17 protein-coding genes and 1 riboswitch are annotated in these 18,604 nt (G+C 57.6%); of the genes, 13 read left to right on the top strand and 4 right to left on the bottom strand.

Features of this window, described 5'->3' with window-relative positions:
* The first annotated feature begins 310 nt into the window (after window positions 1-310).
* The 5 genes from leuL (at window position 311) to leuD (ending at window position 5,178) form a co-directional block, all read left to right on the top strand.
* Window positions 311-397, top strand: coding sequence for a leu operon leader peptide (gene leuL / locus IEX01_RS21845; RefSeq protein ID WP_125454223.1), 87 nt, complete (start codon window positions 311-313; stop codon window positions 395-397).
* A 99-nt stretch (window positions 398-496) separates the two neighbouring features.
* Window positions 497-2,068 carry a 2-isopropylmalate synthase gene (gene leuA / locus IEX01_RS13410; protein ID WP_188724021.1) on the top strand — a complete coding sequence of 524 codons (1,572 nt, stop codon included), beginning with the start codon at window positions 497-499 and terminating at the stop codon, window positions 2,066-2,068.
* The gene (gene leuB, locus IEX01_RS13405; RefSeq protein WP_188724020.1) at window positions 2,068-3,159 is read left to right on the top strand and encodes a 3-isopropylmalate dehydrogenase; all 1,092 of its coding nucleotides are present in this window, start codon (window positions 2,068-2,070) and stop codon (window positions 3,157-3,159) included. The genes leuA and leuB overlap by 1 nt, the downstream gene beginning before the upstream one ends.
* A gap of 2 nt (window positions 3,160-3,161) precedes the next feature.
* Window positions 3,162-4,562 carry a 3-isopropylmalate dehydratase large subunit gene (gene leuC / locus IEX01_RS13400; RefSeq protein ID WP_024560682.1) on the top strand — a complete coding sequence of 467 codons (1,401 nt, stop codon included), beginning with the start codon at window positions 3,162-3,164 and terminating at the stop codon, window positions 4,560-4,562.
* Between the two features lie 10 nt (window positions 4,563-4,572).
* Complete coding sequence (leuD, locus tag IEX01_RS13395) at window positions 4,573-5,178, top strand: 3-isopropylmalate dehydratase small subunit (protein WP_188724019.1); 606 nt, start codon at window positions 4,573-4,575, stop codon at window positions 5,176-5,178.
* A gap of 107 nt (window positions 5,179-5,285) precedes the next feature.
* Here the strand turns inward: leuD and IEX01_RS13390 are convergent, their stop codons facing one another.
* Window positions 5,286-6,464: a sugar efflux transporter gene (locus IEX01_RS13390; protein ID WP_024558241.1), complete on the bottom strand. Its 1,179-nt coding sequence runs from the start codon at window positions 6,462-6,464 to the stop codon at window positions 5,286-5,288.
* Between the two features lie 102 nt (window positions 6,465-6,566).
* Window positions 6,567-6,749 (bottom strand): glucose uptake inhibitor SgrT, encoded by a 183-nt coding sequence (gene sgrT / locus IEX01_RS13385; protein WP_024558240.1) that lies wholly within the window; start codon window positions 6,747-6,749, stop codon window positions 6,567-6,569.
* A gap of 88 nt (window positions 6,750-6,837) precedes the next feature.
* On the opposite strand from sgrT, the gene sgrR reads away from it, so the two are divergent.
* From sgrR to thiQ, 4 genes are all read left to right on the top strand, one after another.
* Window positions 6,838-8,496, top strand: coding sequence for an HTH-type transcriptional regulator SgrR (gene sgrR, locus IEX01_RS13380; protein ID WP_188724018.1), 1,659 nt, complete (start codon window positions 6,838-6,840; stop codon window positions 8,494-8,496).
* Between the two features lie 35 nt (window positions 8,497-8,531).
* Window positions 8,532-8,632: riboswitch (TPP riboswitch) on the top strand.
* Between the two features lie 32 nt (window positions 8,633-8,664).
* Window positions 8,665-9,648 (top strand): thiamine ABC transporter substrate binding subunit, encoded by a 984-nt coding sequence (thiB, locus tag IEX01_RS13375; RefSeq protein ID WP_024558238.1) that lies wholly within the window; start codon window positions 8,665-8,667, stop codon window positions 9,646-9,648.
* Window positions 9,624-11,234, top strand: coding sequence for a thiamine/thiamine pyrophosphate ABC transporter permease ThiP (gene thiP / locus IEX01_RS13370; protein WP_028019951.1), 1,611 nt, complete (start codon window positions 9,624-9,626; stop codon window positions 11,232-11,234). Before thiB ends, thiP begins: the two co-directional genes overlap by 25 nt.
* A complete protein-coding gene (gene thiQ, locus IEX01_RS13365) occupies window positions 11,218-11,916 on the top strand; it encodes a thiamine ABC transporter ATP-binding protein ThiQ (protein WP_024558790.1) in 699 nt (232 codons plus the stop codon). Before thiP ends, thiQ begins: the two co-directional genes overlap by 17 nt.
* Here thiQ and IEX01_RS13360 read toward each other — a convergent pair.
* Together IEX01_RS13360 and araC are read right to left on the bottom strand one after the other, a co-directional pair.
* Window positions 11,913-12,683, bottom strand: a complete 771-nt coding sequence (locus tag IEX01_RS13360; RefSeq protein ID WP_024558791.1) for a DedA family protein — start codon at window positions 12,681-12,683, stop codon at window positions 11,913-11,915. The two genes, thiQ and IEX01_RS13360, sit on opposite strands and share 4 nt — an antisense overlap.
* A gap of 122 nt (window positions 12,684-12,805) precedes the next feature.
* Window positions 12,806-13,612: an arabinose operon transcriptional regulator AraC gene (gene araC, locus IEX01_RS13355; protein WP_188724017.1), complete on the bottom strand. Its 807-nt coding sequence runs from the start codon at window positions 13,610-13,612 to the stop codon at window positions 12,806-12,808.
* 340 nt (window positions 13,613-13,952) lie between these two features.
* On the opposite strand from araC, the gene araB reads away from it, so the two are divergent.
* Genes araB through IEX01_RS13335 form a run of 4 tightly spaced genes read left to right on the top strand, consistent with a single transcriptional unit; the run spans window position 13,953 to window position 18,602 of the window.
* Complete coding sequence (gene araB / locus IEX01_RS13350; protein ID WP_048887725.1) at window positions 13,953-15,665, top strand: ribulokinase; 1,713 nt, start codon at window positions 13,953-13,955, stop codon at window positions 15,663-15,665.
* A gap of 10 nt (window positions 15,666-15,675) precedes the next feature.
* Window positions 15,676-17,178: an L-arabinose isomerase gene (gene araA, locus IEX01_RS13345; RefSeq protein WP_024561611.1), complete on the top strand. Its 1,503-nt coding sequence runs from the start codon at window positions 15,676-15,678 to the stop codon at window positions 17,176-17,178.
* Between the two features lie 57 nt (window positions 17,179-17,235).
* Complete coding sequence (gene araD, locus IEX01_RS13340) at window positions 17,236-17,931, top strand: L-ribulose-5-phosphate 4-epimerase (protein ID WP_024558794.1); 696 nt, start codon at window positions 17,236-17,238, stop codon at window positions 17,929-17,931.
* A gap of 56 nt (window positions 17,932-17,987) precedes the next feature.
* Window positions 17,988-18,602 carry a YdcF family protein gene (locus IEX01_RS13335; RefSeq protein WP_188724016.1) on the top strand — a complete coding sequence of 205 codons (615 nt, stop codon included), beginning with the start codon at window positions 17,988-17,990 and terminating at the stop codon, window positions 18,600-18,602.
* The last annotated feature ends 2 nt before the right edge of the window (window positions 18,603-18,604 follow it).

Genomic DNA, 18,604 nt, shown 5'->3' with positions numbered 1-18,604 from the left:
AAATTATATTCACGAAGCGAATTATATCTTGTATATCATCAAGATAAATAAACAGATAGACCGAGCACAATTACACCATAGTTTATAAAAAGTATGTATAAATGCGACAAATTACAAATAAGGCCTGAGACGTCGCTAACGTTTATCTCTTCATACGCGAGAATTTTTAGCACAATACGCTAAATATCACTCTCGTCCGGATCGGCGAGAAAAGCCTTAACATTGCGTTAAGGGGTTGACACCTCCCTGCGTATCAAGTACCACTAAAAGCATATTCCGATTAACAGTTTCCGATTCCGAGGCTTGATTCATGATTCGCACGACTCGTCTGGCAGCGCTACTACTACTAAACGCATTTACTGTGCGCGGTAGAGTGCTGGGCGACGGTTGCCACTGAGTGACATCAAGCCATCAGCAAAATACAGAAACCCGCGCCAATGCGCGGGTTTTTTTATGCTCGTAGCAGGCGCCCTCAGACAGGATAAGGACCGTAATTATGAGCCAGCAAGTCATTATTTTCGATACCACTTTACGCGATGGCGAACAGGCGCTGCAGGCGAGCCTGAGCGTGAAAGAGAAACTGCAAATTGCGCTGGCGCTGGAGCGTATGGGAATTGACGTTATGGAAGTCGGCTTCCCGGTCTCTTCCCCTGGCGATTTTGAATCTGTCCAGACCATCGCCCGCCAGGTTAAAAACAGTCGCGTCTGCGGGCTGGCGCGTTGTGTTGAAAAAGATATCGACGTCGCCGCCGAAGCGCTGCGTGTCGCTGAAGCTTTCCGCATTCATACCTTCATCGCCACCTCGCCGATGCATATCGCCACCAAGTTGCGCAGCACGCTGGATGAGGTAATTGAGCGCGCTGTCTATATGGTCAAACGCGCCCGCAACTATACCGATGATGTAGAGTTTTCATGTGAAGACGCAGGCCGCACGCCAATCGACGACCTGGCCCGCGTTGTAGAGGCCGCGATTAACGCTGGGGCCACCACTATCAATATCCCGGATACCGTCGGTTATACCCTGCCCTTTGAATTCAGCAATATCATTACCGGTCTGTATGAACGCGTACCTAACATTGATAAAGCCATTATCTCTGTGCACACCCATGACGATTTAGGCATGGGCGTCGGCAACGCCATCGCGGCGGTGCAAGCCGGAGCGCGTCAGGTCGAGGGGACGCTGAACGGCATCGGCGAACGCGCCGGCAACTGCGCGCTGGAAGAGGTCATCATGGCCATTAAGCTGCGTCAGAACCTGCTGAATGTTCATACCACTATCAATCATCATGAAATCTGGCGCACCAGCCAGACCGTCAGCCAGATCTGCAATATGCCGATCCCGGCGAACAAAGCGGTGGTAGGTTCGGGCGCCTTCGCCCATTCTTCTGGCATCCATCAGGATGGCGTACTGAAAAACCGCGAAAACTACGAAATCATGACGCCGGAATCCATCGGTCTGAACCAGGTGCAGCTGAACCTGACCTCCCGCTCAGGACGCGCGGCGGTAAAACACCGCATGGAAGAGATGGGCTATCACGAAGAAGACTACAGCCTGGACGATCTGTATGAGGCTTTCCTGAAGCTGGCGGATAAAAAGGGCCAGGTTTTCGATTACGATCTGGAGGCGCTGGCCTTCATTAATAAGCAGCAGGAAGAGCCGGAGCATTTCCGTCTGGATTACTTCAGCGTGCAGTCTGGCTCTAACGATATCGCCACGGCTTCCGTGAAGCTGGCGTGCGGCGACGAAGTGAAAGCCGAAGCAGCCAACGGCAACGGCCCGGTGGATGCCGTTTACCAGGCAATTAACCGCATCACGGATTACAACATTGAACTGGTGAAATATGGCTTAAGCGCCAAAGGTCACGGTAAAGACGCGCTGGGGCAGGTGGATATTGTCGTCAACTATAACGGCCGCCGCTTCCACGGCATGGGGCTGACGACCGATATCGTCGAATCTTCCGCCCGCGCCATGGTGCACGTGCTGAACAATATCTGGCGCGCAGGCGAAGTGGAAAAAGAGTTGCAACGCAAGGCACAGAATAAAGAACACAATCAGGAAACCGTGTGATGTCTAAAAATTATCATATTGCAGTTTTAGCGGGCGACGGCATTGGCCCGGAAGTGATGGCGCAAGCGCTGAAAGTACTGGATGCAGTTCGTAGCCGTTTTGATATGCGTATTACCACCAGCAGCTATGACGTAGGCGGCATCGCCATCGACCGTCACGGCAATCCGCTGCCGCAGGCAACGGTGGAAGGCTGCGAGCAGGCCGACGCGATTCTGTTCGGCTCCGTAGGCGGCCCGCAGTGGGAACATCTGCCGCCTGCCCAGCAGCCGGAGCGCGGGGCCCTGCTGCCGCTGCGTAAACATTTTAAGCTCTTCAGCAACCTGCGTCCGGCGAAGCTGTACCAGGGGCTGGAAGCCTTCTGCCCGCTGCGCGCCAATATTGCCGCCAACGGCTTTGACATCCTCTGCGTGCGTGAACTGACCGGCGGCATCTATTTCGGTCAGCCGAAAGGCCGCGAAGGCAGCGGCATGCACGAAAAAGCGTTCGACACTGAGGTTTATCACCGTTTCGAGATTGAACGCATCGCGCGCATCGCTTTTGAATCCGCCCGCAAACGTCGCAACAAAGTGACCTCTATTGATAAAGCGAACGTGCTGCAAACATCGCTGCTGTGGCGCGAAATCGTTAACGAAATCGCCAAAGAGTACCCGGACGTTGAACTGGCGCACATGTATATTGATAACGCCACCATGCAGCTGATTAAAGACCCGTCTCAGTTCGACGTGCTGCTCTGCTCCAACCTGTTCGGCGATATCCTTTCCGATGAATGCGCGATGATTACCGGCTCGATGGGCATGCTGCCTTCCGCCAGCCTCAACGAACAAGGCTTCGGCCTGTATGAACCCGCAGGCGGCTCCGCACCGGATATCGCCGGTAAAAACATCGCCAACCCTGTGGCGCAAATCCTGTCGCTGGCGCTGCTGCTGCGCTACAGCCTGGAGGCGGACGAAGCCGCTACGGCCATTGAAAAAGCCATTAACCGCGCGCTGGAAGAAGGCGTGCGCACAAGCGACCTGGCCCGTGGCGGTCAGGCAGTCAGTACCGATGAAATGGGCGACATCATTGCCCGCTATGTCGCCGAAGGGGTGTAATCATGGCAAAGACCTTATATCAAAAATTGTTTGACGCCCACGTGGTCTATGAAGCGCCGAATGAAACCCCGCTGCTCTATATCGATCGTCATCTGGTGCATGAAGTGACCTCGCCGCAGGCTTTCGACGGCTTGCGCGCTCACGGCCGCCCGGTGCGCCAGCCGCGTAAAACCTTCGCGACGATGGACCACAACGTCTCCACGCAGACGAAAGACATCAACGCCTCCGGCGAGATGGCGCGTATTCAGATGCAGGAGCTGATTAAGAACTGTAACGAGTTCGGGGTTGAGCTGTATGACCTGAACCATCCTTATCAGGGCATTGTTCATGTGATGGGGCCGGAGCAAGGCATTACTCTGCCGGGAATGACCATTGTGTGCGGCGACTCGCACACCGCGACCCACGGCGCGTTTGGCGCGCTGGCGTTCGGCATCGGCACCTCTGAAGTGGAACACGTGCTGGCGACCCAGACCCTGAAGCAGGGCCGCGCCCGAACCATGAAAATTGAAGTAAAAGGCAAAGCCGCGCCGGGGATCACCGCCAAAGATATCGTGCTGGCAATCATCGGAAAAACCGGCAGCGCGGGCGGTACGGGTCATGTTGTAGAGTTCTGCGGCGAAGCCATTGAGGCGCTGAGCATGGAAGGCCGTATGACCCTTTGCAATATGGCTATCGAGATGGGCGCCAAAGCGGGGCTGGTCGCGCCGGACGATACCACCTTCAACTATGTGAAAGGCCGTCTGCACGCGCCGAAAGGTCAGGATTTTGAAGAGGCGGTCGCTTACTGGAGAACGCTGAAAACCGACGAAGGCGCGCAGTTTGATACGGTCGTTACGCTCAATGCCGAAGATATCGCGCCGCAGGTTACGTGGGGCACCAATCCAGGCCAGGTTATCGCCGTCACGGATATTATTCCGGATCCGTCCTCTTTCATCGATCCGGTAGAGCGCGCCAGCGCCGAAAAAGCGCTGGCTTATATGGGCCTGAAACCGGGCGTGCCGCTGACCGAAGTGGCTATCGATAAAGTGTTTATCGGCTCCTGCACTAACTCGCGCATCGAAGATTTACGCGCCGCGGCGGAAATCGCCAAAGGCCGCAAAGTCGCCCCTGGCGTCCAGGCGTTAGTAGTGCCGGGTTCCGGCCCGGTGAAAGCGCAAGCGGAAGCGGAAGGGCTGGATAAAATCTTTATCGAGGCCGGGTTTGAGTGGCGTCTGCCGGGCTGCTCTATGTGTCTGGCGATGAACAATGACCGTCTGAACCCGGGCGAGCGCTGCGCTTCCACCAGCAACCGTAACTTTGAAGGCCGTCAGGGCCGCGGCGGACGCACCCATCTGGTCAGCCCGGCGATGGCGGCAGCGGCCGCCGTAAGCGGCCATTTCGCCGATATTCGCGGCATGAAATAAGGAGAACACCATGGCAGAGAAATTTACGCAACACACCGGCCTGGTGGTTCCTCTGGATGCCGCCAATGTCGATACTGACGCCATTATTCCGAAGCAATTTTTGCAGAAGGTCACGCGCACCGGCTTCGGCGCCCATCTGTTTAACGACTGGCGCTTTCTGGACGATAAAGGCGAACAGCCGAACCCGGAGTTTGTGCTGAATTTTCCGCAATACAAAGGCGCCTCTATCCTGCTGGCGCGGGAGAACTTCGGTTGTGGTTCGTCGCGCGAACACGCGCCGTGGGCGCTGACCGATTACGGCTTTAAAGTTGTCATTGCGCCGAGCTTCGCTGATATCTTCTACGGCAACAGCTTTAATAACCAGCTGCTGCCTGTAACGTTGAGCGAGCAGGAAGTGGATGAGATGTTCACACTGGTTAAGGCGAATCCGGGGATCCGTTTCGAGGTGGATCTGGAAGCGCAGGTCGTGAAAGCAGGTGAGAAAACCTACGCTTTTACTATCGACGCTTTCCGCCGCCACTGCATGCTGAATGGCCTCGACAGCATCGGCCTGACGCTGCAGCATGAAGGCGCCATTGCCGCTTACGAGAACAAGCAACCCGCGTTTATGGGGTGATGAAAAAGGCGTCTGCGGACGCCTTTTTTATTATCTTGTTTTCACCTGTCTTAAGAGACGCAGACGGGTAAGCGTAGCGCCATCCGCCATTGTCGCGACGCTCGTTCTTAAACGTCTTTCACCCGACTTGTCAGCACAAGCGTCAGCAGCGAAATACCTGCAATGACCCAATAAACGGCAAAATGTCCGAAGCTTTCCACCAGCGCCCCCTGAACCACCCCGGCAAGAATCACGCCCGTAGAAATACTGTTAGTAAAAAGCGTCGTCGCGGAACCCGCGCGCCCCGGCATTAAGTCCTGAAACCAGAGCATGCCGATACCGGCGATAATGCCGATAAATATCGCATTAAAAATTTGCAGCCCTAACAGCGCCTCGTGGCTGTGAAACAGAATAAGCCCCAGATAAAACAGCACGCCCGCCGCCACCGCCAGCACCATCAGCCGACGCTTGCCGAAACGCTTAACGCAGTAGCCCGCCAGCAGCATGGCCGGGATTTCCAGCCCCGCCGCCGTGCCCATCAGCACGCCCGCCAGCGTATCCGGCAATCCCAGATCCTGGCTTATCCACAACGGCATATCGATGATGTACATGGTGTTGCAGGTCCACATCAGCATCGAGGCGATAAACAGCAGCCGCACGTTTTTATCTTTCCAGCCGCTAACCTGCGTCAGCGCCACGTCTGTCGGTTGCTCCACCCGCTCCACCGAAGGCAGCGCGAAAGTAATAATGGCGAGGCTGATAATAAATATGCCCGCCGCTATCAGGAACATCGTTGTAAAGCCGTAGTTAAGCGCCAGCATAAAAGAGAGCGGCGGGCCGATGACCCATGCAAGCGACAGTTGAGCGCGCATAACGGAGCTAAACATCACCACCTCGCGCGCCGATTTATCGGCGTATTCGCGCGCCAGGGCAAAAATTTGCGGCATGGCGGTGTTCGCCAGCGAGGCCAGCAATACGCCTGCGGTAATCAGCGTCAGATAGTGCCGGTTAAAGGCGAAAAGCACGCAGTTCGCCACCGCCATCAGGCAGCAGAACATAATCAGTTTGCGGCGATCACCGCGGCTGTCCGAGCGTTTCGCCAGCCACAGGCTCACCAGAATGCCGACAATGGCGTTCACCGTATAAAAGAGTCCGACCCAGAACGGGCGCACTTCCACTTCACGGCTAAGAAACAGACTGAGGGTCGGCGCCTGCAGCGCGCCCGCAACTCCCATCATAAAAGCCACGGACATAAAGGCGACATAGACCCGATTCAGGCGACGGCCTTGGGTTAAAAACCAGAGCATTGAAATGCATCCTTTCAATAAGGCGGGGGATAAGTTCAGCAAACAACAACGAAAAAAGCCAGCAGTAGAAACTGCTGGCCGGTGAAGAGCACCAATACTCAGTTACACTCGATGTTGGCGGGAGAGGCGTTTCAGGGAAACGGGGGTTGTAACCTCCCACTGCATCACCGAGTCCAGCATCTGCAAGCGCTGCGATGCGCTCAGGCGGGCCAGCCAGGATGCGCCAGCGTCCTGCGTTGCGAAAAAGTAGTGCTGCCAGAATGTGTATGCCGATGACCGTTTCATAAATGCCTCCTCGCTTTCATCGAAGAGAATTATTGGCGTAATATAGGGAAAGATAAATTGATGAGTTTTGGCGAGGAGTTCCCCTTTTATGTCCACTGGTCGTCTGCAACAGCAATTTATTCGCCTGTGGCAATGCTGTGATGGCAAAACGCAGGAAACCACGCTTAACGATCTGGCGGAGCTGCTGAACTGCTCGCGCCGCCACATGCGCACCTTACTCAATACCATGCAGGAAAAAGGCTGGCTGAAATGGGAAGCGGAAGCCGGGCGCGGCAAGCGCTCACGCTTAACCTTTCTCTATACCGGCCTCGCGCTCCAGCAACAGCGCGCCGAAGATTTGCTTGAGCAGGACAGAATCGACCAGCTGGTGCAGATAGTCGGCGATAAAACCGCGGTGCGCCAGATGCTTATCTCTCATCTGGGGCGCAGCTTCCGGCAGGGGCGGCATATTCTGCGGGTGCTGTACTATCGTCCGTTGCAGAACCTGCTGCCGGGCAGCGCATTGCGCCGTTCGGAAACGCACGTGGTGCGGCAAATTTTTAGCGGACTGACACGCATAAACGAGGAAAATGGGGAACTGGAAGCGGACATTGCTCATCACTGGCAGAAAATGTCCCCGCTGCACTGGCGGTTTTTCCTGCGCCCGGGCATCCATTTTCATCATGGCCGCGAACTCGATATGCTCGATATCATCAGTTCGCTTGAGCGCATCAATACGTTGCCGCTTTATTCCCATCTCTCCCATGTCGTCTCCCCTACTCCGTGGACGCTTGATATTCATCTCAGCCAGCCAGACGAATGGCTGCCCTGGCTGCTGGGCAGCGTAGCGGCGATGATCCTGCCTCGCGAATGGACAACCCTGCCCCATTTCGCCAGTAAACCGATCGGTACCGGCCCGTATGCCGTGGTACGTAATAACAACAATCAGCTCAAGATCCATGCTTTTGATGATTACTTCGGCTACCGGGCGCTGATTGATGAAGTGAACTTTTGGGTGTTGCCGGATATTGGCGACGAGCTGGGCGGCAGCGTCCAGCTTGAAGGCCCCACCGGCGGCGAGAAAGCCGTTGAAAGCCGCCTCGAAGAGGGATGTTACTACCTGCTTTTTGACTCCCGCTCTCCCGCGGGCGCAAATCCGCAGGTGCGACAGTGGCTGAGCCACCTGCTCTCTCCGGTTAATTTTCTCTATCACGCCGCAGAACACTATCAGCGCTACTGGTTCCCCGCTTATGGCCTGCTGCCGCGCTGGCACCATGCGCCGCGAACTGCCGTCGTTGAGCGCCCCGCAGGCCTTGAGAAGATAACGCTGACTTACTATCGCGACCATATCGAAAACCGCGCTATCGGCGCTATCATAGTGACGCTGCTCGCCGGACAGGGCGTAAAAGTAGCGATAAACGAGGTGGACTACACTGAGTGGCATCAGGGTGAAACGGTAAGCGATCTGTGGCTGAACAGCGTTAACTTCACGTTGCCGCTGAATTTCTCACTGTTTGCGAACTTCTATGAAACGCCGCTGATGCAAAAATGCGTGCCGCTGAACTGGCAGCAGGATGCCGAAAGCTGGCGCGCCGGGGCGCTGGATTTACCAACATGGTGTAAACAACTGCTTGAAAGCCAGCACCTTTTGCCGCTCGTGCATCACTGGCTGATTTTGCAGGGGCAGCGCAGTATGCGCGGCCAGCGTATGAACACGCTGGGGTGGTTTGACTTTAAATCCGCCTGGTTTGCGCCGCCGGAGCCGTAACCCTTTCGAAACATTCAGCAAATCATTACAATGAACCGTTCTCAACGGGGTGCCGCACCGTTCGTGCGCGCTGAGATAATACCCGTCGAACCTGATCCGGATAACGCCGGCGAAGGGATTTGAGGCTACCGCTCAAAATCCTTTGCCCCCTATGCTCAAAGGTGCAAAGTGCTTAAAAAATATCTTCCGCTGCTGGCGCTGGTCGCCGCGCCCGTTTTCGCCAAACCCGTTCTGACCGTTTACACCTACGACTCCTTCTCCGCCGACTGGGGCCCGGGCCCGAAAGTAAAAAAAGCATTTGAAGCCGACTGCGGCTGCGAGCTGAAGTTCGTGGCGCTGGAAGATGGCGTATCGCTGCTTAACCGCCTGCGCATGGAAGGCAAAAACAGCAAGGCGGACGTGGTGCTGGGGCTGGATAACAACCTGCTCGAAGCCGCCGCCGCCACGAAACTTTTTGCACCGAGCGGCGTAGCGGCGGAGGCCGTTAACGTGCCGGGCGGCTGGAAGAACGACACGTTTGTGCCCTTCGATTACGGCTATTTCGCCTTCGTCTACGACAAAAACAAGCTGAAGAACCCGCCGAAAAGCTTAAAAGATCTGGTGGAGGGCGATGAAAAATGGCGTGTTATTTATGAAGATCCGCGCACCAGCACGCCGGGCCTTGGCCTGCTGCTGTGGATGCAAAAAGTGTATGGCGACAAAGCGCCGCAGGCCTGGCAGAAGCTTGCAGCGAAAACGGTCACCGTCACCAAAGGCTGGAGCGAAGCATACGGCCTGTTCCTGAAGGGGGAAGGCGATCTGGTGCTGAGCTACACCACCTCGCCCGCATACCACCTCATTGAAGAGAAAAAAGCGAACTACGCCGCGGCTAACTTCAGCGAAGGTCATTACCTTCAGGTTGAAGTGGCGGCCCGCACCGCCGCCAGCAAGCAGCCGGCGCTGGCGGAAAAATTCCTGAAGTTTATGGTTTCGCCCGCCTTCCAGAGCACCATTCCCACCGGAAACTGGATGTATCCGGTAACCGATGTCGCATTGCCGGAAGGCTTCAACGCCCTGCAAAAACCGCAAACGTCCCTGGAATTTACGCCGCAGGTCGTGGCGCAACAGCGCACGCAATGGATTAACGAATGGCTTCGCGCCGTCAGCCGTTAATTCCCGGCTGGTTGTGGCCGGGGCTGCTCGCCGCCCTGCTGATGGCGGCGGTCGCCCTGGCGGCGTTCTCCGCGCTCTGGCTTAACGCCCCGCAAATCGATTTTCCGGCGCTGCTGCAGGACAGTTACCTGTGGCGCGTGGTGCGCTTCTCCCTCTGGCAGGCGTTTCTCTCTGCCCTGCTCTCCGTCGTGCCCGCTATTTTTCTCGCCCGCGCGCTCTATCGCCGTCGCTTTCCCGGCCGCAACGCGCTGCTGCGGCTTTGCGCCATGACGCTTATCCTGCCGGTGCTGGTTGCCGTTTTCGGCATCTTAAGCGTCTATGGCCGCAGCGGCTGGATAGCCGGGCTTTGCCACCTGCTGGGCGTGGAATGGCGCTTCTCGCCCTATGGGCTGCCGGGCATTCTGCTGGCCCATGTTTTCTTTAATATGCCGATGGCGACCCGTCTGCTGTTGCAGGCGCTGGAAAATATCCCCGGTGAGCAGCGCCAGATTGCCGCCCAGCTCGGCATGCGCGGCTGGGCCTTTTTCCGGCTCGTTGAATGGCCATGGCTGCGCCGACAAATTCCGCCCGCCGCCGCGCTGATTTTTATGCTCTGCTTTGCCAGTTTCGCCACGGTGCTGTCGCTTGGCGGCGGTCCGCAGGCAACCACCATTGAACTCGCCATTTATCAGGCGCTGAGTTACGACTACGACCCGGGACGGGCGGCGCTGCTGGCGCTGGTGCAGATGATTTGCTGCCTTGCGCTGATGCTGCTAAGCCAGCAGCTCAGCAAAGCGATACCGGTTGGGGCGACACAACTGCGCGGCTGGCGCGACCCGCAAGATTCCCGCTTAAGCCGGTTTACCGATAGCCTGCTGATTTTTCTCGCTATGCTGTTACTACTGCCGCCGCTGCTGGCGGTGGTAGCCGATGGGCTCACGGGCAGCGCGGGCGAGTCGCTTTTTCAGCCGGCGCTGTGGCGCGCGCTCTGGACGTCGCTGCGCATCGCGCTCGCCGCCGGGCTGCTTTGCGTGGCGCTGACCATGATGCTGCTGTGGAGCGCGCGCGAGCTTTATTTGCGTGAGCGACGCCTGGCGGGCCAGAGCCTTGAGCTGAGCGGCATGCTGATTCTCGCCATGCCGGGCATCGTGCTCGCCACCGGTTTTTTTCTGCTGCTTAACAGCACCGTTGGGCTGCCGCAATCAGCGGACGGCATTGTGATTTTCACTAACGCGCTGATGGCTATCCCCTACGCGCTGAAGGTGCTGGAAAACCCGATGCGCGATCTGGCCGCCCGTTACGCCCCGCTTTGCGCGTCGCTCGATATCCACGGCGTTAACCGCTTGCGTCTGATTGAATTTCGCGCGCTGAAAAGGCCGCTGGCGCAGGCTCTGGCTTTCGCCAGCGTACTTTCGATAGGCGATTTCGGCGTCGTGGCTCTGTTCGGTAATGAAGATTTCCGCACGCTGCCCTTTTATCTTTACCAACAGATTGGCTCTTACCGCAGCGAGGCGGGAGCCGTAACGGCGCTGCTCCTGCTGCTGCTCTGCTTCCTGCTCTTTACGCTGATAGAAAAACTCCCGGGGCGTCATGCTGACACTGATTGATCTCACCTGGCTTTATCACCATCTGCCGATGCGCTTCTCGCTTGAGGTCAAAGCGGGCGAACGCGTGGCGGTGCTGGGGCCAAGCGGCGCGGGAAAAAGCACGCTGCTGAATTTAATCGCGGGCTTCCTGCCGCCGGCGAGCGGCACGCTGCGGCTGAATAATGCCGATCATACCCGCACGCCGCCATCCGCCCGCCCGGTCTCTATGCTGTTTCAGGAAAACAACCTGTTCAATCACCTGACGGTGCGTGAAAACATCGGGCTTGGCCTGCATCCGGGCCTGAAGCTGACGGCGGCGCAGCGCGAAAAAGTAGCGCATATCGCGCATGAAATGGCGATGGGCGATTTGCTTGAGCGACTGCCCGGCGAACTCTCGGGCGGCCAGCGTCAGCGGGCGGCGCTGGCGCGCTGCCTGATACGCCAGCAGCCGGTCCTGCTGCTTGATGAGCCGTTCTCGGCGCTCGACCCGGCTCTGCGCCAGGAGATGCTTACGCTGCTTGAACGCCTTTGCGTTGAACAGCACCTGACGCTGCTGATGGTGTCGCACAGCATTGAAGATGCGGCGCGCATTGCGCCGCGCTCATTAGTGGTGGTGGATGGGCGCATCGTCTGGGATGGCGATACCGCTCAACTGGCAAGCGGGAAAGCAAGCGCCTCGACGCTACTTGGCATAACGCCTTAATGTCCGCCGCGGACGACTTTCCCGAGGATATTAAGGTACACCGGCATCAACGGATGCTGCAGAATGGCGATAAAAGCCGCCAGCGCGACACCGCTCGTCAAAGGCGCAAGCCAGTGCAGGCGTGAGCGCGGCAGGACGTGCGACAGCCTGTCAGTGGTTTTGCCGCTGCGCCACCAGCGCCAGCACAGCCATGCCGCCAGCCACAGCAGCAGCGCCACGCCGAGCAGCAGCCACTTAAAGCCGCTGCTTTTCATGTCGGCGGGAATGTCGATAGCCGCGCCGGCCAGAATGCCCGGCAGAAAGTAGAGCGGCGGCCAGAGCAGGCAGCCAATAATATTCGGCAGAACAAATTTCGCGACGGGCAGGTCGAGCATGCCCGCGACCATCGGCACCAGCGGACGCGTAGGTCCCACAAACCGCCCAACCAGGATGGTGAACATGCTGTGTTGATGCAAGGCGTGCTCGGTTTTATCCAGCAGCGCCTTGTGCTTTTTCAGAAAGCTCCAGCGGTGCAGCGGTTTCTTAAAGCGCCAGCCCAGCCAGAAGGAGATCCAGTCGCCCAGCAGGCAGCCTACAATGCCCGCCGCCCAGGCTTCGTAAAACCCTACCTCGCCGCTGCCAATCAGCGCCCCCAGCGCCGCCATCATCACCGTACCCGGCAATAACAGCCCTACCAGCGCCAGCGACTCGAGAAACGCCACCAGCGCCACGGCGATAAGCGAATAAGCGAGCGACTGCGTAATAAAATGTTCCAGCAAGGCTTCCATAACGTACCCGGTTGAGTGAGGAGAAAAGATTCTCCCGGCGGCCTTGACCTGCGTCAAGATATCCGTGCTTTGAATAAGTTACCGGTTACGACATTCGTAAAAGCATTTAGTTTCGGTTTAGCTTATTCGCAGCCTGCCCGAAACTCGCTGGGGCTGGCGCCCGTACATTTTTTAAAAACCCGCGAAAAGTAGAGCTGATCTTCAAAACCCACGTTGCGCCCTACGCTTGCAATCGGCATGCGCGTCGTGCTTAGCAACAACACGCTAACGCCAAGCTGCTGGCGGAACAGGTGCGACAGTCGAGACGGCGACAGGCAGACATGCTGCGCCACGCTTGAAATATCAAAATGGCTGTCCGCCAGATGGTCGCTGATGTACTGACAGGCATCGCGCACGCGGTTGTCGAGCGGCGCCTTCATCGATTCGTTTATCGCTTCCACCCGTCTTAGCAACAGCTGCTCCAGCAGGTTAATCGCCAGCAGTTCGGCGTAACGTCCCGGCCCTTGCGCGGCGTTGATTATCTCCTGAAAAAGCGTGGAGCACTGCAACTGATGGGCGTCATCAGGGCGATAAAAGCCGGTGTGCGCGAAGATGGTCGGCCAGTTCAGCCACTCGTGCCAGTAAGCCCGCGGGCGGAAATAAACCCACTGGTGATACCACTCTTTCGCCTCCGGATGGCGGCCATAGTGGTGCACTTCGCCAGGCGGGAAGAGCAGCATATCGCCCGGACGGCAGACAAACTCCTGCCCCTGATTTTTCACCACCCCCTCGCCCCGTATGGTCAGGTTAAGAATAAACCCCTTCATGCCGAGCGGGCGGTCGACAAAGAAATCGAGATAGCCGTTGGCCTCAATGGGAGTCAGCCCGGCAACCAGATGCGCGTTGAAAGAGTACCCCGGCAACAGGGGATCGTTTTGCGTTTCGGCCATCGTCAGCGGTGCTCCGAAGCTAGATTAAGGAAACCATTTGTCCATATCGCAAAAAGCAGGCCAGCTCACCGTTCTGCTTACGCTCTCTTCAGCTTAACGGGGTTGTTAAAGCCGCGCCATCACAGAATTTAGCCCGTCGCGTCTGTTTCATCAGGCTTTTTCAATGATGGCTAAAGTGTCTATAAACATGGCAGGAATGTCCACATCGATAATTTGCGTGGCGTCACAATTTCCCAACCCATAGCATTTTAATCCATAAGTTCAGCGAATCCACCCTGACCCTTTTCAGCCCGTAAAACTAATGTTCTCTGCATGTTTGTTTACCTCATGGAGTGTGAAGATGGCTATTGCGCTGGGACTTGATTTCGGCAGTGATTCAGTACGCGCGCTGGCGGTGGATTGCGCAAGCGGCGCCGAGCTCGCCACCCAGGTGGAGTGGTATCCCCGCTGGCAGGAAGGTCGCTACTGCGACGCCGCCCATAACCAGTTTCGTCATCACCCGCTCGATTACATTGAGTCAATGGAAGCGGCGTTGAAGCGCGTTCTGGCCGAGTTGAGCGAAAAGCAGCGCGCCGACGTGGTCGGCATCGGCGTGGATTCAACGGGCTCAACCCCTGCGCCGATTGACGCGCAGGGCAACGTGCTGGCGCTCAATCCGCAGTTCGCCGATAACCCCAACGCCATGTTTGTGCTGTGGAAAGATCACACGGCGGTGGAAGAAGCGGAAGCGATAACGCGGCTGTGCCACCAGCCGGATAAAGTGGACTATTCGCGCTACATCGGCGGCGTTTACTCCAGCGAGTGGTTCTGGGCCAAAATTCTCCACGTGACGCGGGCGGACAGCGCCGTGGCGCAGGCGGCCGTCTCCTGGATTGAGCTGTGCGACTGGGTGCCCGCTCTGCTCTCCGGCACGACTCGTCCGGCGGATATTCGCCGCGGACGCTGCAGCGCCGGGCATAAATCATTGTGGCATGAGAGCTGGGGCGGTTTGCCGCCGGCCAGCTTCTTTGATGAACTCGACCCCATCATCAACCAGCATCTTGACTACCCCCTGTTTACCGACACCTGGACTGCGGAGATCCCCGTGGGCAACCTCAGCCCGGAATGGGCGACGCGGCTGGGCTTGCCGGAAAGCGTGGTGATTTCCGGCGGCGCGTTTGACTGCCATATGGGCGCGGTGGGCGCAGGCGCTCAGCCTAATACGCTGGTAAAAGTTATCGGCACCTCCACGTGCGACATTCTTATTGCAGACAAGCCAAGCGTGGGCGACCGCGCGGTGAAGGGTATCTGCGGCCAGGTAGACGGCAGCGTGGTGCCGGAATTTATCGGGCTTGAAGCGGGACAATCCGCCTTCGGCGATATTTACGCCTGGTTTGGCCGCCTGCTCGGCTGGCCGCTCGATCAGCTGGCGCAACAGCATCCGGAGCTGAAAGAGACCCTCGCCGCCAGCAAAAAGCAGCTGCTTCCCGCGCTCACTGAAGCCTGGGCGAAAAACCCTTCGCTTGATCACCTGCCGGTCATTCTTGACTGGTTCAACGGCCGTCGTACGCCGAACGCCAACCAGCGTCTGAAAGGGGTCATCACCGATTTAAATCTGGCTACCGACGCCCCGCTGCTCTTCGGCGGACTGATCGCCGCCACCGCCTTCGGCGCCCGCGCCATTATGGAGTGCTTTACCGAACAGGGCATCGCGGTGAATAACGTGATGGCGCTGGGCGGCATCGCCCGTAAAAACCCGGTGATCATGCAGGTCTGCTGCGACGTGCTGAACCGTCCGCTGCAAATCGTCGCCTCCGATCAATGCTGCGCGCTGGGCGCGGCGATTTTCGCCGCCGTCGCCGCAGGCGTGCACACAGATATTCCCGCCGCGCAGCAGGCGATGGCGAGCCAGATTGAAAACACGCTGCAGCCTGTTCCGGAACGGGCCGCCCGCTTTGAGCAGCTCTATCGCCGCTATCAGCAGTGGTCCGCCAGCGCGGAACAGCATTATCTCCCTTCACTACCGGCCAGCGGCGCAACCCACCGCGAAGGCCAGGCAGCACTGACACATTAAGGATATGACGATGACTATTTTCGACCAGTATGAAGTGTGGTTTGTAATTGGCAGCCAGCATCTGTATGGACCCGAAGCGCTGCGCCAGGTGAACCAGCATGCCGAACAGGTGGTGAATGCCCTCAACGCCGAGGCGAAACTGCCCTGCAAGCTGGTGCTGAAACCGCTCGGCACGACGCCGGACCAGATTACCGACATCTGCCGCGACGCCAACTATGACGACAAATGCGCAGGCCTGGTGGTATGGCTGCACACCTTCTCGCCCGCCAAAATGTGGATAAACGGCCTCTCTATCCTCACCAAGCCGCTGCTGCAGTTTCATACCCAGTTCAACGCGCAGATCCCGTGGGACAGCATCGACATGGACTTTATGAACCTGAACCAGACCGCTCACGGCGGCCGCGAGTTCGGCTTCATCGGCGCCCGCATGCGCCTGCAACACAGCGTCGTCACCGGCCACTGGCAGGATGGCGAAGCGCATAAACGCATCGGCGCGTGGATGCGTCAGGCGGTCTCGAAACAGGACACCCGCCATCTGAAAGTGGCGCGCTTTGGCGACAACATGCGCGAAGTGGCGGTCACTGAAGGGGATAAAGTGGCCGCGCAGATCAAGTTCGGCTTCTCGGTAAACACCTGGGGCGTCGGCGATCTGGTGGCTGTCGTGAATGAAGTAAGCGAAGGCGACATCAGCGCGCTGGTGGACGAATATGAAAGCAGCTACCGCCTTACTCCCGCAGCCCAGGTCAATGGCGACAAACGCCAGAACGTTATCGATGCGGCGCGTATTGAGCTTGGCATGAAGCGCTTCCTGGAACAGGGCGGCTTCCATGCTTTCACCACTACCTTTGAAGATTTGCACGGCTTAAAACAGCTTCCCGGTCTTGCGGTGCAGCGCCTGATGCAACAGGGCTACGGCTTCGCGGGCGAAGGCGACTGGAAAACCGCCGCCCTGCTTCGCATCATGAAAGTGATGTCCACCGGCCTGCAGGGCGGCACCTCCTTTATGGAGGATTACACCTATAACTTCGAATCGGGCAACGACATGGTGCTCGGCTCCCACATGCTGGAAGTGTGCCCTTCTATCGCCACCGATGAAAAACCGATCCTCGACGTGCAGTACCTCGGCATTGGCGGCAAAGCGGATCCGGCGCGGTTGATTTTCTCCACCACCACCGGACCTGCCATTAACGCCAGCCTTATCGATCTTGGCGATCGCTTCCGCCTGCTGGTCAACTGCGTGGATGCGGTAAAAGCGCCGCACGACCTGCCGAAGCTGCCGGTCGCCAACGCCTTGTGGAAAGCGCAACCGGATCTGCCGACCGCGTCCGAAGCGTGGATCCTCGCTGGCGGCGCGCACCACACCGTCTTCAGCCAGGCGCTGAATCTTGACGATATGCGCCAGTTCGCTGAGCTGCATAACGTAGAGATCGCGGTTATCGACAACGACACTCGCCTGCCCGCCTTTAAAGACGCGCTGCGCTGGAACGAGGTCTACTACGGTTTCAAACGGTAAAAACAGGGTTCGGCCAGCTCGCAAGGGCTGGCCCTCTTTTTTATCAGGAGGTTCAGGATGCTGGAAGAGTTAAAACGTCAGGTGCTGGAAGCGAACCTGGCGCTGCCGAAACATAATCTGGTGACGCTCACGTGGGGCAACGTCAGCGCCGTTGACCGCGAACGCGGCGTTTTCATTATTAAGCCTTCGGGGGTCGATTACACCGTAATGACCGCCGAAGATATGGTGGTGGTGAGCATAGAGACCGGCGAGGTGGTGGAAGGAACGAAAAAGCCCTCTTCGGATACGCCGACGCATCGTCTGCTCTATCAACAGTTCCCGACTATTGGCGGCATTGTGCACACCCATTCGCGCCACGCCACTATCTGGGCGCAGGCGGGTTTGCCGATTCCGGCGACGGGCACTACGCACGCGGACTATTTCTACGGCGCCATCCCCTGCACCCGCAAAATGACGGACGCGGAGATCAACGGCGAATATGAGTGGGAAACCGGCGTGGTCATTGCCGAGACCTTTCGCGAAAAAGGGATCGATCCGGCGCAAATGCCTGGCGTACTGGTACACTCGCATGGCCCTTTCGCCTGGGGTAAAGACGCCTCCGATGCGGTGCATAACGCCATCGTACTGGAAGAGGTCGCCTACATGGGCATCTTCTGCCGCCAGCTCGCCCCGCAGTTGCCGGATATGCAGCAAACGCTGCTCGATAAACACTACCTGCGTAAGCACGGCGCGAAGGCTTATTACGGGCAATAGGCCTTTTATCCTGTTAAGATTTGGCCAGAAAAATGTCTCAGGGAGAGCGACTGGCCATGAATATCAGACAATCGTTCGGCCTGCTCGCTGCGGTATTGCTGCTTATCGCTACGTTGGGCGTGGTCAATGCCGTATCGATTTACCAGTACAGCCTGCTTAGTGAAACGCAGCGCGCCGATTGCGCTATTGTGGCAGGCGCCGGGATAGCCGACAGCCAGCCCTCTCCCGTCTTTAAGGAACGCCTCAACCATGCTTTTGCACTATATCGTCAGGGTTATGCGCCAATAATCATCCTGACGGGTGGAACCAGCGCGGGCAGTTCTCTATCGGATGCGGCTATCGCCCGCACTTACCTTCTTACTAAAGGGGTGAGCGAAAAAGCCATTCTCCTCGAAGAAAAATCCCGTGTGACGCGGGAGAACTTCCGTTATGCCCGGCAGATTATGGCGGCGCATCATTTACGTACGGCTTTACTGGTTAGCGATCCATTACATATGAAAAGAGCCATGCTCATTGCCCGCGATGAGGGGATTGACGCCCGACCTTCTCCCACGCCTACAACCCGCTATCGCTCTTTCGAAGCCCGGCTCTCTTTTCTTATCCGCGAGACGTTTTATTACTCTGGCTATCAGCTGCTTCGGTTAAAGCAGAGGCTGATTAGCACTGTATAAAA

The sequence above is a fragment of the Franconibacter daqui genome, assembly GCF_014644275.1.
GTDB lineage: Bacteria > Pseudomonadota > Gammaproteobacteria > Enterobacterales > Enterobacteriaceae > Franconibacter > Franconibacter pulveris.
Note: the sequence above shows the minus strand (reverse complement) of the source record. Positions and strands in the feature narration are given on the sequence as shown.